11 protein-coding genes are annotated in these 13276 nt (G+C 70.4%); 10 read left to right on the top strand and 1 reads right to left on the bottom strand.

Going from position 1 to position 13276, the window contains the following annotated elements; all coding sequences use genetic code 11:
- Positions 1 to 17: 17 nt before the first annotated feature.
- Positions 18 to 785, bottom strand: coding sequence for a response regulator (locus FHR90_RS10070; protein WP_176624429.1), 768 nt, complete (start codon positions 783 to 785; stop codon positions 18 to 20).
- A 157-nt stretch (positions 786 to 942) separates the two neighbouring features.
- On the opposite strand from FHR90_RS10070, the gene FHR90_RS10065 reads away from it, so the two are divergent.
- The 10 genes from FHR90_RS10065 (at position 943) to glpD (ending at position 13237) form a co-directional block, all read left to right on the top strand.
- Complete coding sequence (locus FHR90_RS10065; RefSeq protein WP_394367842.1) at positions 943 to 1416, top strand: sigma-70 family RNA polymerase sigma factor; 474 nt, start codon at positions 943 to 945, stop codon at positions 1414 to 1416.
- A 138-nt stretch (positions 1417 to 1554) separates the two neighbouring features.
- Positions 1555 to 2187 (top strand): sigma-70 family RNA polymerase sigma factor, encoded by a 633-nt coding sequence (locus tag FHR90_RS10060; RefSeq protein WP_176624433.1) that lies wholly within the window; start codon positions 1555 to 1557, stop codon positions 2185 to 2187.
- A 264-nt stretch (positions 2188 to 2451) separates the two neighbouring features.
- Positions 2452 to 2718 (top strand): hypothetical protein, encoded by a 267-nt coding sequence (locus tag FHR90_RS10055; RefSeq protein WP_176624425.1) that lies wholly within the window; start codon positions 2452 to 2454, stop codon positions 2716 to 2718.
- 10 nt (positions 2719 to 2728) lie between these two features.
- Positions 2729 to 4627 (top strand): sensor histidine kinase, encoded by a 1899-nt coding sequence (locus tag FHR90_RS10050; protein ID WP_183275164.1) that lies wholly within the window; start codon positions 2729 to 2731, stop codon positions 4625 to 4627.
- 52 nt (positions 4628 to 4679) lie between these two features.
- On the top strand, positions 4680 to 6455 hold the full coding sequence (gene cydD, locus FHR90_RS10045; RefSeq protein ID WP_183275163.1) for a thiol reductant ABC exporter subunit CydD: 1776 nt from the start codon (positions 4680 to 4682) through the stop codon (positions 6453 to 6455).
- Entirely contained in the window at positions 6455 to 8176 is a 1722-nt protein-coding gene (gene cydC, locus FHR90_RS10040) for a thiol reductant ABC exporter subunit CydC (protein ID WP_246330172.1), read from the top strand. The genes cydD and cydC overlap by 1 nt, the downstream gene beginning before the upstream one ends.
- 163 nt (positions 8177 to 8339) lie before the next feature.
- Positions 8340 to 8735, top strand: coding sequence for an OmpA family protein (locus FHR90_RS10035; protein ID WP_176625887.1), 396 nt, complete (start codon positions 8340 to 8342; stop codon positions 8733 to 8735).
- Between the two features lie 23 nt (positions 8736 to 8758).
- Positions 8759 to 10723, top strand: coding sequence for a DNA helicase RecQ (gene recQ / locus FHR90_RS10030; RefSeq protein ID WP_246330171.1), 1965 nt, complete (start codon positions 8759 to 8761; stop codon positions 10721 to 10723).
- Positions 10724 to 10789: 66 nt separating this feature from the next.
- Positions 10790 to 11581, top strand: a complete 792-nt coding sequence (locus FHR90_RS10025; RefSeq protein ID WP_176623170.1) for a DeoR/GlpR family DNA-binding transcription regulator — start codon at positions 10790 to 10792, stop codon at positions 11579 to 11581.
- Positions 11582 to 11638: 57 nt separating this feature from the next.
- Positions 11639 to 13237, top strand: a complete 1599-nt coding sequence (gene glpD, locus FHR90_RS10020; RefSeq protein WP_176623168.1) for a glycerol-3-phosphate dehydrogenase — start codon at positions 11639 to 11641, stop codon at positions 13235 to 13237.
- The last annotated feature ends 39 nt before the right edge of the window (positions 13238 to 13276 follow it).

Here is a 13276-nt window from a genome sequence, read left to right as displayed (position 1 = left end):
TGGCCTCGTCTCCGGGCTCAGGTCAGGGTGACGCCTCCGGTGACCGCCTGATAGGTGGCGATGGCCAGGGTCATCGGATCGAACGGCTTGGTGATGACGAAGGCCGGCTCGACCGCATCCCCGGTCAGCAGCCGCTCGGGATAGGCGGTGACGAAGATCACCGGCGCATAATGCGTCTCGAGGATGCGGCTGACGGCAGTGGTGCCGTCGCCGCCGATGCCGAGATTGATGTCGGCGAGGATCAGGCCCGGCTTGCTCTCGTCGGCCTGCCGCACCGCCTCCTTCTCGCTGTCGGCGACACCGACGACGCGATGGCCGCAGGACTGCACGAGCTCTTCGAGGTCCATGGCGATGATCGGCTCGTCCTCGATGATCAGGACGTCGGTCGCCGCGGCGTCGCGCAGCTGGGCGCGGGCGTCGTCGAGCTCGTTGGCGGCGTCGTCCTCGGCCAGCCCGGTGATGATCGCGGCCGCCTCGAGCGGCACGTCCTCCAGAGAGGTCAGCAGCAGCAATTGCCGCTGGCGCTGGCTGAGCCCGCCCGAGGCCGCGTCGGTGCCGAGCGAGGCGGCGCCGAGCCCGCCGGTGTTGAAGCGCGCCGTGATCCAGCCGTAGAGCGCGAAACGGGCCGGCAAGCTGCCATAGGGGTCGTTCTCGGCCTCGTTCATGGCGCGCAGGCTGTCGGAGACCAGCAGGTCCCCGCGCTGTTGGCTGCCGGTCACGGCACGTGCATAACGCCGCGCATAAGGAAGCGCACGAATGAGGTCGTTGCGCCGGGTCTCAGGCATAGTCGCTTCTCTCAACACTGGAATCGCGGTCATCGGAAAGACAGGACAGCCAGGGCCCGCAGGTGGCATCCCGACCGGGACGGACACCCGGGCGGAACGCGACCGGACGACCGCAGACAGTGCCGCGCAGCATGACCCGAAAGCCCTTCGACGGCAAATCGCGGCACTGCTGCCCGAGTTGCGCGGCTTCGCGCGCTTCCTTGCGCGTGATGCAAGCCAGGCCGACGACCTGGTGCAGGACACGGTGGTGCGTGCGCTGGCCGCGATCGGGCAGTACCGGCCGGGCACCAACCTGCGGGCCTGGCTGTTCACCATCCAGCGCAATGCGTTCTACGAGCAGATCCGCCGTCATCGCACCGAGCAGCGTCTGCTGGCCGGTCGCGTCGCCGCGGAGGAAGTGGTTGCCCCGCATGTGGAGCATCGCGCCGAGGTGGAGGAACTCCAGCGCCTGCTGTGGAAGCTCCCGGCATTGCTGCGCGAGGCGCTGGTGCTGGTGGGCGCGCAGGAGATGTCGATGGAGGAGGCGGCCGCGGTGTGCGGCGTGCCCGTCGGCACGATGAAGGCGCGTGTCTCGCGCGCCCGCGCGCAGCTCGCCACCCTCGGCGCGGCGGGGGCCGGTGCCGGACCTTGAATGTGCCGCACGGCGCAATCCCGGACACGCTCCGAGACGCTCGCGTTTTCGTGATCGAGACGATGCAACCTCGTCGTCGCGGCATCCATTGCTCCGCTGAATATCCGCTGCCTCGTGCGGCAGGATGAGGAGACGACAATGGCTTTCGATGCGACCCCGGCGACCGTGGACACCACCTCCAGCCAGGCCGCGGGGCCCCAGCCCCGCCAGGGCGGCGCCAGCCGCGACTTCCACGATCAGGTGATCGCGATCCTGCCGAAGCTGCGCGTGCAGGCGATGGCGCTGACCCGCAATCGCACCGCCGCCGAGGACCTGGTCCAGGACGCGGTGTGCAACGCGCTCTCGGCTCAGGCGAGCTTCATCCCGGGGACGAATTTCGCCGCCTGGATGCACAGGATCTTGCGCAACCGGTTCATCTCCAACCTGCGCAAGCGCCGCGACACCACCGATATCGACGACGTGCCGGCGTCGGTGTTCGCCACCGAGGCGTCGCACGAGAACAGCCTCGCGCTGAAGGATCTGAGCAAGTCGATCGCGAAGCTGCCGTCCGACCAGCGCGAGGCGCTGGTGATGGTGGTCGTGCAGGGCATGAGTTACGAGGCCTTGGCCGAGGCGACCGGCTGCGCCGTCGGCACCGCCAAGAGCCGCGTCTTCCGTGCCCGCCGCCAGCTCGAGGCAGGTCTGCTCGGCGAGGAGCGCAGCATCGCCACCGGCGGCCGCTCGGTGAAGCTCGTCGCCGAGAGCGACATCATGAGCGCGCTCCGCGCCTGAGCCCACCGGACGCCTGCGCGCGTCGGGCCCTCGGACCAAAGCCACCCGGGACATGCGTTCCGGGTGGCTTGTGGTCTGGTCCGCCGCGACGAGTGTGGCCTCGTGGCCACAGTCACGGAATGAGACGGGTGGGAGACGCCTCATCGGCCCGATGCGGATGGCGTCGCGGGCAACCCCTGTGGATCGGCCGCGTATCTGATCTCCGGGTGGCGTCAGGACGATTCCACCCCCGTCCATGCCGCCAGCAGGTCTGAATTCACTGCGATGCCCTCAGCCCCCGAAAAGCAACCTGGCCGTGCCCGGCGACTCCGCCCGGAGGCGGACGAGGGGGCCGCGCCGACGGCTCCGGGCGGAGGGGCAAGCGGGCGTGCGTTCGACCTGTGGCTCAACCGGGGCCTGCACAGCCTGTTCGATGGCATTGCCAGCGAACCCGTACCCGAGGAACTGCTGCGCCTGATCGAGGAGGATCGCGACGGTGGCGGTACCGCCGAAGGTGGCGCCGACGATCCGAGCCACGCCAGCCGTCGATGAAGCAGGCGGGATGACGGGAGCGCACACCGCGCCGCCGCGGCGTCGGCCCGCGCGGGGCAGGTGGCTGTTCGGCGGCGTCAACGAGCGGATGCTGGTCATCATCCTGCTGGCCACGCTGCCGATGGCGGCGCTCAGCGCGGTCACCGCGTGGCAGAATTACGGTGCCGTCCGGATGCACAACGTCGTGCAGACGCGCGACCTGCGTGACCATATCATCGAGCGCAGCCGAACCCAGATCGAGGTCGCAACCAACGTTCTCGACCGGCTCGCCGAGCGCCAGAAGACCATGTCCGACAGTGGCTGTGCCGACATGCTGCGGTTCGTCGTCAGCCTCGACGTGCTGAGAAGCACACGTCTGTCGATCCTCGACAATCATCACGGCATCCTGTGTTCGGAGGCGTCGCATGGCATGGCCGCCGATCCGGGCCTGACCGCCATCGCCTTGCCCCCGGCCGGTCAGATGGCGATCCTGCCCGCGGACGTGCAGCCATTGACCCTGGACATCGTCTCCCGCCCGGCAGAAGCCGTCGAGCAGGCGGCCGGCCCGGGGTTGCTCGTCGCCCAGATCGAGATCGGCTGGTGGAGCGCCAGCGGCCCGGGGCCGCATCAGCGTGTCCTGGGGATCGATGGCGGCCGCACGAGGGTGTGGATGCGCTTCGCCGATGGCGAGGTGCGCGCCTTATGCGGCGATTGCGGCTGGGCACCGCCGCCGGCGACCATGTGGCCCAGCCGTGACGCGGTGACGACCGAGGGTGTGTCGTCGCAGCAGCAGGATTATGCCTCCGGTCGTATCGCCAATGGGGTCGACCTGCTGGTCGTGACCCTGCCGGGCACCAGCGACGCGCAGGCGCTGGCGGCGTTCTTCCTGCGCGTGATCGAGATCGTGCTGATCCTTGGCGCGGCCCTGTTGCTGGTGGTGGTCGCGGCCAATCTCGCCATCGTGGCCCCGATCGACGAGCTGACCCGGGCGGTCGACCGCTGGCGGCACGGGGGCGCATTCCAGCGCAGCCGGATCGCGCTGATGCCGGCCGAATTGCGCCGCCTGTGGGAGGCCTTCGGCTCGGCGACCGAGGCGCTGACGCGTCACGAGGCGGAGCTGGCCGCAGCCGAGGTCAGGCAGGGTCTGCTGATCAAGGAGATTCATCACCGGGTGAAGAACAATCTCCAGATCATCGCCTCGCTGCTCAATCTTCAGGCCAACCGCATCAAGCAGCCCGACTCGAAGGCCGAATTCGCCTCCGCCCGCGACCGGGTCCGCGCGCTCGCCACCCTGCACCGGCATCTGTACCAGGAGGGCGAGCCGGAGACGATGGGCCTGCGCGGCTTCATCGAGGAACTCTGCGCGCAGCTGTTCCAGGCGATGGGCGAGCGCGCCGTAGGCGCGACGGGCGAGCGCGCGGTGGGCGCGACGGGCGAGCGCGCGGTGGGCGCGACGGGCGAGCACGTCGCAGGCGAGACGGGAGAGCGCGTCGCGGGCGTGACGCGGGAACGCGCCGGGCGGGCGACGGGCGGCCGCATCCGGCTCGAGGTCGCGGTGCCCGACATCGAAATGCCTGCGGACCAGGCCGTGCCGATCGCGCTCATCATCACCGAGGCGGTCAGCAATGCGGTCAAATATGCCTTCCCACCCGGGCGCAGCGGCCGCATCGCCCTCAGCCTGACGGAAATCGGTGCCGAAGCGGCACCCGATGGCATCGAGCGCCTGCGGCTGGTCATCGCCGATGACGGCATCGGCTTTCCCGAGGGGCGCGCCGAGACGGAGAGCGGCGTGCGCGACGGGCTGGGCATACAGCTGATCCGCGGCTTCGCCCGCCAGCTCGGCGCCACGCTCGACGTCGTGCAGGACCAGGGCACCACCTACACGGTCGACATCCCGCGCCACCTCGCCTCGCAGGGGGTCAGGCTCTGAGGCCGGGGGGAGGGTGATTTTCCGGCGCGGATGGTTCTAGGATGCTGCCCGCATGATCGACCGACCTTCTGCGGACCGCTCGCCTTCCCCCGCGCCCGATGTTTCGCCGGGTGCTCCCGCCACCGGTCGTGCCGCCACGCGACGCTGGATCGCCACGCAGTCCCGCCTGGGCCGGCGCGTGGCCCTGCCGGCCATCGCCCTGCAGACTCTCTCCGTCGCACTCGCCATCGCGCAGGCCTGGTGCGTGGCGGTCCTGCTGGCCGACGCGCTCGGCGGCGTGCACGCGCGCGATGTCCGCGTCTGGCTGCTGGCCTTTGCCATGCTCGGGCTGCTGCGCGGCCTCGCCCTGATGCTCGCCGAGCGGCGCGCCGCGGCGGCGGGCCGGGCGGGCCGCCGCCGCCTGCGCGGGATATTGCTGGGCGGGCTGCTGGCGCAGGGACCGGCATTGCTGCGCGGCCATGCCAGCGGCGAGCTCGCCGCGCTCGCCGTCGATCGCATCGAGGCGCTGGACGGGTTGTTCGCCCGCTGGGTGCCCGCGGCCAGCCTGGCCTTGCTCGGACCGCTGCTGGTGCTGCTGGCGGCACTCGCCGCGCAGCCCTATGCGGCGCTGGTGCTGCTGATTGCCGGGATCTGCGTGCCGTTCAGCCAGGCGGTGTTCGGAATCGGCGCGGCGCGGGCGGCAGCCCGTCAGTTCGTGGCGTTGTCGCGGCTCCAGGCGCGGTTCCTCGACCGCATGCGCGGCGTTTCCACCATCGTGCTCGCCGGCCGCGCCGCGGATGAGGCCCGCGCCCTTGGCATCGCGGCTGCCGAGCTGCGTCGTCGGACACTGCGTGTGCTGCGCGTGGCGTTCCTTTCCTCGGCGGCGCTCGATCTCGCCATGGTCGCTGCGCTGGTGGCGATCGCGCTGCATGACGGCGCGGCGCTGACACGGGCCGGTGCCGCCCCCGCCACGCCGCTCGGCGTCGCCCGCTCGCTGTTCGCGCTGCTGCTGGTGAGCGAGTTCTTCGCTCCGCTGCGCGCCTTCGCGCTTGCCTATCAGGACCGCATGCACGCCTCGGCCGCGGCCGAGACCCTGGTCGGGCTGCCGGCGCCGCCGGACGCCGTCGTGCTGCCCGAGGGCGGCGAGCATATGCCGCCGGCGATCCGCACCGTGCAGGCGCATGGGGTGACGGTGGCGTTCGAGGACGTTCGTTTCGGCTGGTCGGCGCACCGGCCGCCGGTACTCGACGGCCTGAGCTTCCGGGTGCCGCATGGCGAGACGCTGATCGTCGCCGGACCGTCGGGGGCGGGAAAATCGACCGTCATCGAACTGCTGCTGGGGTTCATCCGGCCGCAATCGGGGCGGATCACGCTCAACGGTGCGCCGATCGAGAGCATCGTGCCGGAGGCGCTGGCGCGGATGACCTCCTGGATCGGCCAGGGGCCGGTGCTGTTCGCCGGCAGTCTCGGCGACAACATCCGCTTCGCCCGGCCCGAGGCGAGCGAGGCGGAGCTCGAGGCGGCGGTACGTGATTCGGGACTCGCGGAGGTGGTCGCCAGCCTGCCGCGCGGGCTCGCGACCCCGATCGGCGAGGGCGGGTTCGGGCTGTCCGGCGGACAGGCGCAGCGTGTGGCGATCGCGCGTGCCTTCCTCAAGAACGCACCGCTGCTGCTGCTCGACGAGCCGACCGCGCATCTCGATCCGGTGACCGAGGCGCATATCCTGCGCTGCCTGCAGCGCCTGGCAATCAACCGTACCGTGATCCTGGTCGGGCACAGCCAGGCCGTGCATGCCTTCTCCGGCCGCCGCATCGATCTGGCGCCGCGGACGCGGCCGCAGGTGGCATGATGGTGCAACAGACGAAGACCGGCTGGGCGCCGCTGCACCGGATCGTGCTGTTGTGGCGGCCGCAATGGCCGCTGATGGCGGCGGGGCTCGTCGTCGCCCTGGCCGCCGGACTTGCCGGGCTGGCGGTGATGTCGGGGGCCGGCACCCATCTGGCCGGGCTGGTGGTGGCCTCGGAGGGTCATGCGCCGTCGCACGATATCGCCGCCCTCGCCGTGCTGCTGGCGACACCGGCGCTAATGCGGCTGACCGGGCTGGCGCGGATCGTGCTGCGCTACGCCGAGCGGCTGGTCACCCATTCGGCGACCTTCCGCGCACTCGCCGGGCTGCGGGTGTGGCTATTCGCCGGCATCGCGCGCAGTGCGGCGGGAGGCTTGGGCTTCCTGCGCTCCGGCGATCTGCTGTCGCGCCTGGTCGGGGATGTCGACGTGCTCGACGGGCTGTATCTGCGGCTGGTCGTGCCGGCGGGGGTGGCGCTGCTGAGTTTCGTGGTGCTGGTCGCCACCCTGGTGGCGATCCCCGGCGTACCGGCGGCGCTGGTGGCGGCGATCGCGCTGCTGTTCGTCGCAGCCGCGGTGGTCGGGCCGGTGCTGGCCGCCCGTGCCGGGCTGCATGCCGGCCCGGTGCTCAACGAGACCGTCGCCGCCCTGCGTGTCGCCGTGCTCGACGTGATCGTCGGCCTGCGCGAGATCCGCGTGTTCGGCGCCGAGGGGCGCATGCGGGCCATGGCTCAGTCGCGCGAATCCGCGCTGTTCGCCGCCCAGGCCGGGCTGTCGGCGCGGCTCGCGGCGGCCGGGCTGGCGGCCTTCCTGTGCGGTCAGGCGATCCTGCTCTGCCTGCTGGCGGCGGCCGTCGGCTGGGCGCCGTTCGCGGTGCCCCCGCTGGCGGCGATCGCGATGGTGTTCGTCGCCATCGCCGCCTTCGAGCCGGTCTCCGGCCTGCCGCGCGCCGGCGTGATGGCCGGTCAGATGGCGTCTGCCGCCGGGCGGGTGATCGAGGCCGCCAGCCTGCCGGAGGCCGCCCCCGATCCCGCCGTGCCGGTGTCGCTGCCTCCCGGCCACGCGCTCAGCTTCGACCAGGTGGGCTTCACCTGGGCTGCCGACCGCCCTGCCGTGTTCGATGGCCTGAGCCTCGACATCCCCGCCGGGCGGCGCGTGGCGATCCTGGGTCCGTCCGGGTCGGGCAAGTCCTCGCTCGCGGCACTCGCCCTGCGCCTGGCCGAACCGCAATCGGGGCAGGTGCGGCTCGGTGGCGTGCCGGTCTCGGCGCTGGCCGCCGCGGATCTGCGGTCGCGCTTCGCCTGGCTCGGCCAGACGACCCATCTGTTCTCCGACACCATCGCCGCCAATCTGCGGCTCCAGCGTGCGGAGGCGGACGAGGCGGAGCTGTGGACGGCACTCGAACAGGCCGGCATCGCAGAGGTGGTGCGCGGTCTGCCGGACGGGCTCGACACCTGGCTGGGCGAGGCCGGGGCGGGCCTGTCCGGCGGCCAGCAGCGACGCATCGCGCTGGCGCGGGTGCTGTTGTCGCGCGCGCCGGTCCTGATCCTCGACGAGCCCTGCGCCGGGCTCGACATCGACACCGAGCGCGCCTTCCTCGAGACCCTCAATACGGTCGCCGATGACCGTACGGTGGTGCTGATCACCCATCGCCTGCTCGGCGTCGAGCGACTTGACCGCATCTGGCGGCTGGTCGGCGGCCGCGCCACAGCGGCGGCGGGATGAGCGTCGCAGGCCCGCGCAGGGGCGCTCGGGCCATTGACGCGACGCTGCGCTTGTTGGCACTGACCTCAGTCATGGCGCGCCGTCCGGCGTGCGTGGTGCGAGTCGTGCCGGCCGGGTCCTGACCCGGATCGGGGCGCCTCCGGCCTGAGCTGGGATGGGTTCGATGCGTCGCTGGGCAATGCTGTTTGGTCTTACGGTCTTCTCCGGCACGATGCTGGCCGGCTGCGCCGATGACGGGCCGGGCCGGCGCTACGTTGTGTTCTTCTCCAAGGGCTCGGCCGGAATCGACACCGCCGCCGATCGCGTGATCCGTGCGGCCGCGACCGCTGCCGCGGGCTATCCGGCCTCGCCGGTGACCGTGGCGGGCTACGCCGCCGCCAATGGCAGCCGTGACGCCGAGGAGGCGCTGGTCGGCAGCCGCATCGCCATCGTCTCGGCGACACTGCGCATCGACGGTGTCGATCCGGCCCGGATCGTCACCCAGCCGCGTCCGCCGAGCAACGAGACCCCGACCGTCGGCGCGCGTCGCGTCGAGATCACCATCGGCGCCGCGCCGTAGGCCTCCTTACCGGGACCGGACGCATGTCGCCTCCGGAGGACATGGATTTCGGCGCCGACGCCGATCCGGACGCTTGGCGGCTGGAAATGGAGTCTGGCGCTTTGGGAGACGACGAGGCGCACGACACGCCGGTCGCGCCTGAGCAGACGACGCGCTGGCCGGCCGGACATCTCGCAGGGCGCGCACCGCTCGAGGTGCTGTCGAGCGTATTCGGTTACGAGAGCTTCCGGCTGGTGCAGGCGGCGGCGATCGAGCGGGTGATGGCCGGTGGCGATGCGCTGGTGCTGATGCCGACCGGCGGCGGCAAGAGCCTGTGCTACCAGATCCCCGCCTTGTGCCGTCCCGGCATGGCGATCGTGGTGTCGCCGCTGATCGCGCTGATGGATGACCAGGTCGCCGCCCTGCGGCAGCTCGGTATCGCGGCGGCCGCCCTGCATTCGGAGCTCGGCTACGACGAGGCGGACGCGGTCGGCTATGCGCTCGATCGCGGCCGGCTCGACCTGCTCTACATCTCGCCGGAGCGGCTGCTTTCGCCGGGCATGCTGCCGCGTCTGGCAAAGCTCGACCTCGCGCTGGTGGCGATCGACGAGGCGCATTGCGTCTCCGCCTGGGGGCATGAATTCCGACCCGAATACCGTGCGCTGGTCTCGCTGGGCGACATGCTGCCCGGCGTGCCGCGAATCGCGCTGACCGCCACCGCCGATCCGCGCACGCGCACCGATATTCTCGCCGCCCTGGGGCTTGCGGACGCGGAAGTGTTCGCGACCTCGTTCCATCGGCCGAACCTGTTCGTCTCGGCGCAGCCCAAGGGCTCCGAACTGGGCCAGCTCACTGCCTGGCTGGAGGCGCGGCGCGGGCAGGCGGGGATCCTGTACTGCGGCAGCCGGGCCAAGACCGAACGTATCGCCACCGCGCTGGCCGGGCGCGGGGTGCCGGCGGTGGCGTTCCATGCCGGGCTCACCCCCGAGCAGAAACGCTCCGCGCTGCGCCGGTTCCGCTCCGGCGAGGAGATGGTGATCGTCGCCACCATCGCCTTCGGCATGGGCATCGACCGGCCGGACGTGCGTTTCGTCGTGCATCTCGACATGCCGGACAGCCCGGAGGGCTACTACCAGCAGATCGGCCGCGCCGGACGTGATGGAGAGCCGGCCGACACGCTGCTGCTGCATGGTGGCGAGGACATCTCGCGGGCCCGGTTCTGGCTGGAGCAGTCGGGCGCGCCCGAGCAGCAGAAGCGGGTCAGCGCGCAGCGGCTCGAATCGATGATCGCGCTGACCGAGACCACCGCCTGCCGCACCCGCGCGCTGCTGGCGTGTTTCGGCGAAACGCTGGCGGTCGATTGCGGCCATTGCGACAACTGCACCCGGCCGGTGGCGACGTTCGACGGCACCGAGGCGGCGCGCAAGGTGCTGTCGGCGATCTACCGCACCGGCCAGCGCTTCGGTGCGCTGCACATCGTGAGCGTGCTGCGCGGCGAGGACAGCGAGATGGTGCGCCGCCACGGCCATGACCGCCTCGCGCTGTTCGGCATCGGCCGTGACCAGGCAAAGGGCTTCTGGCGTTCGGTGATCCGCCAGCTCATCGCCCGCGATGCGCTGCGGACCGGCGGCGAGTATGCCACGCTGAGCCTGCACGAGCCGGTCGCACGGCCGATCCTGCGCGGCGAGGCGCCGGTGCTGCTGCGCGAGGACCCGGTGGTGGCGACCGACAAGGCGGCCCGCAGCTCGCGGCCGGTCGCGGAACCGACCCTGCTCGACCCCGGCGCACAGTCGCTGTTCGACCGGCTGCGGGCCTGGCGCATGGAGCAGGCCAAGGCGCAGTCGGTGCCCCCTTACGTCATCTTCAATGACGCCACGCTGCGCGAGATCGCCGCCGAGCGGCCGGCCGACCGCGCCCGGCTGGCGGAGATCCGCGGCGTCGGCGCATCGAAACTCGAACGCTACGGCGCGGAGGTGCTGGAAATCGTCACGCAATCGAACGTATCCTGACACAAACACTTCCTTGATGTTCGGCATGACGTTCGTACGAACATTTGCTCAGAAAAGATCGGCACCATGGCCAGAAGCCGGCTTGTCAGCCCACGCAATTCGAATGCCCGACAGGAATCGATCCTCGAACTGATCAGCGCCGATGGCCGCATCGCGGTCGAGGAACTGGCCGAGCGCTTCGCCGTCACCCCGCAGACCATCCGCCGCGACCTCAACGAGCTGGCCGCCGCAAGGCGGCTGACCCGGGTGCATGGTGGCGCGGTCGTCGCCTCCGGGATCGAGAATCTCGCCTACGAGACCCGCAAGGGCACCGCCTCCGAGGCCAAGGAACGCATCGGTGCGGTGGCCGCCTCGATGATCGAGCAGGGCAGCTCGCTGTTCATCAATCTCGGCACCACCACCGAGGCGGTGGCGCGTGCGCTGGCGCGCCATACCGGGCTGCTGGTGGTCACCAATAATTTCAACGTGGCCGGCACGCTCTACGCCAATCCGGAGATCAAGGTGATCATGGCCGGCGGTTCGATGCGCAGCTCCGACGGCGGCATCGTGGGCCAGGCGGCGGCGGCCGCGATGGCCGGCTTCAAGATGGATCTGGCGGTGATCGGTACCTCGGCGATCGACGAGGAAGGGGTGCTGCTCGATTACGACGTGCGCGAGGTGCAGGTCAGCCGCGCGATCATCGAGAACGCACGGCGGGTGATGCTGGTCGCCGATGCCGGCAAGTTCGCCCGGCGCGCGCCGATCCGTATCGCACGGCTGGCGGAGATCGACCTGTTCGTCACCGACCGGCTGCCGACCCCGCGCGCCGCCGCCCTGTGCCGTGACAGCAAGGTGGAAGTGGTCGAAGTGCTCGCTTGAACATTCGTTCGCGCCGTGCCATCGTCATCCGGGGAAGAAACGATCAGGGTGACAGGCATGGCCGATCACAGCAGTCCGGCGATCGCTGCCGGCGGGCCGGACCAGGGCGCCGACGAGCGCATTTTCGACATCGCGATCATCGGCGGCGGCGTCAATGGTTGCGGCATCGCGCGCGATGCGGCCGGACGTGGCTGGAGCGTCTATCTGTGTGAACAGAACGACCTCGCCTCCGGGACCTCGTCGGCCGCGACCAAGCTGATTCATGGCGGACTCCGCTATCTCGAATATTACGAGTTCCGGCTGGTGCGCGAGGCGCTGCAGGAGCGTGAGGTGCTGTGGGGCATCGCGCCGCACATCATCTGGCCGCTGCGTTTCGTGCTGCCTTACCACAAGAAGTTGCGACCCGCCTGGATGCTGCGTCTGGGGCTGTTCCTCTACGACCATATCGGCGGCCGCAAGCGTCTGCCGGCGACGCGCACCGTGCGCCTGCATGAGGATGTGGTCGGCGGTCCGCTGAAGGACGAGTTCGGGCTCGGCTTCGAATATTCCGATTGCTGGGTGCAGGATTCACGCATGGTGGTGCTCAATGCCCGCGATGCACAGCGTCTCGGCGCGGTGATCGAGACCCGCACGCGCTGCGTCAACGCGCGGCATGAGGGCGGGCTGTGGGTGGTCGATGTCGACAGCGAGCAGGGCGGGCGCCACACCATCCGCGCGCGCAGCCTGGTCAATGCCGCCGGCCCCTGGGTCGGCGCGGTGGCGCAGAACGCTTTCCACGCCAACACCCATTCTCCGGTCCGCCTGGTGCAGGGCAGCCACATCGTGGTGCCGCGCCTTTACGAGCACGACCGCTGCTACATCTTCCAGAATGCCGACAAGCGCATCTTTTTCGTCATTCCCTACGAGCAGCATTACACGCTGATCGGCACCACCGATCGCGATTACAGCGGCGATCCGGCGGATGTGCGTGCGACCGATGACGAGATCGCGTATCTGTGCCGCTCGGCTTCGGATTATCTCAAGACGCCGATCACGCCGAAGGATGTGGTGTGGACCTATTCCGGTGTGCGCCCGCTCTATGACGAGAGCGGCGTGGGTGCCGCCCAGGCGGCGACGCGCGACTACGTGCTCAAGCTCGACAGCGAAGGCGGTCGCGCGCCGCTGCTGTCGGTCTATGGCGGCAAGCTGACCACCTATCGCCGTCTCGCCGAGCATGCGCTGGAGCATCTGGTGCCGCTGCTGCCCAAGGCCGCGACGCGCCAGCCCGGCTGGACCGGAGACTCCAAGCTGCCGGGCGGCGATTTCCCGATCGACGGGGCGCCGGCGCTGCTCGCGCGGCTGCGCAGGCAATATCCTTTTCTCAGCGCCGATCATTCCGACCGGCTGCTGCGTGCGTACGGCACCGAAGCGTTCGACATCCTTGGCGATGCCAGGTCGATGTCGGATCTCGGCGAGCTGTACGGGGCCGACTTCACGGAGGCCGAACTGAAATTCCTGGTGCGTCACGAGTGGGTTCGTCGCGCCGAGGATGCCGTGTGGCGCCGCAGCCGGATCGGGATCCGGCTCAAGCCCGCACAGATCGAGCGGATCGGTGCCGCGATCGAGACGATGCTCGCCCAACAGACCGCATCGGAGCCTGTCGCCGCGACGAACTGAGTGTCACCAACAACCGTCCCCTGAGGGGCTGGGACAGGA

It is taken from the genome of Endobacter medicaginis (assembly GCF_014192375.1).
Classification (GTDB): domain Bacteria; phylum Pseudomonadota; class Alphaproteobacteria; order Acetobacterales; family Acetobacteraceae; genus Endobacter; species Endobacter medicaginis.
This window is presented reverse-complemented; position numbering and strand designations above follow the sequence as displayed.

Bases quoted from the DNA above. Each gene is read 5' to 3' on its own strand.
- FHR90_RS10070 (WP_176624429.1), bottom strand. From the start codon at position 785: ATGCCTGAGACCCGGCGCAACGACCTCATTCGTGCGCTTCCTTATGCG.
- FHR90_RS10060 (WP_176624433.1), top strand. From the start codon at position 1,555: ATGGCTTTCGATGCGACCCCGGCGACCGTGGACACCACCTCCAGCCAG.
- FHR90_RS10055 (WP_176624425.1), top strand. From the start codon at position 2,452: ATGCCCTCAGCCCCCGAAAAGCAACCTGGCCGTGCCCGGCGACTCCGC.
- FHR90_RS10050 (WP_183275164.1), top strand. From the start codon at position 2,729: ATGACGGGAGCGCACACCGCGCCGCCGCGGCGTCGGCCCGCGCGGGGC.
- cydD (WP_183275163.1), top strand. From the start codon at position 4,680: ATGATCGACCGACCTTCTGCGGACCGCTCGCCTTCCCCCGCGCCCGAT.
- cydC (WP_246330172.1), top strand. From the start codon at position 6,455: ATGGTGCAACAGACGAAGACCGGCTGGGCGCCGCTGCACCGGATCGTG.
- FHR90_RS10035 (WP_176625887.1), top strand. From the start codon at position 8,340: ATGCGTCGCTGGGCAATGCTGTTTGGTCTTACGGTCTTCTCCGGCACG.
- recQ (WP_246330171.1), top strand. From the start codon at position 8,759: ATGTCGCCTCCGGAGGACATGGATTTCGGCGCCGACGCCGATCCGGAC.
- FHR90_RS10025 (WP_176623170.1), top strand. From the start codon at position 10,790: ATGGCCAGAAGCCGGCTTGTCAGCCCACGCAATTCGAATGCCCGACAG.
- glpD (WP_176623168.1), top strand. From the start codon at position 11,639: ATGGCCGATCACAGCAGTCCGGCGATCGCTGCCGGCGGGCCGGACCAG.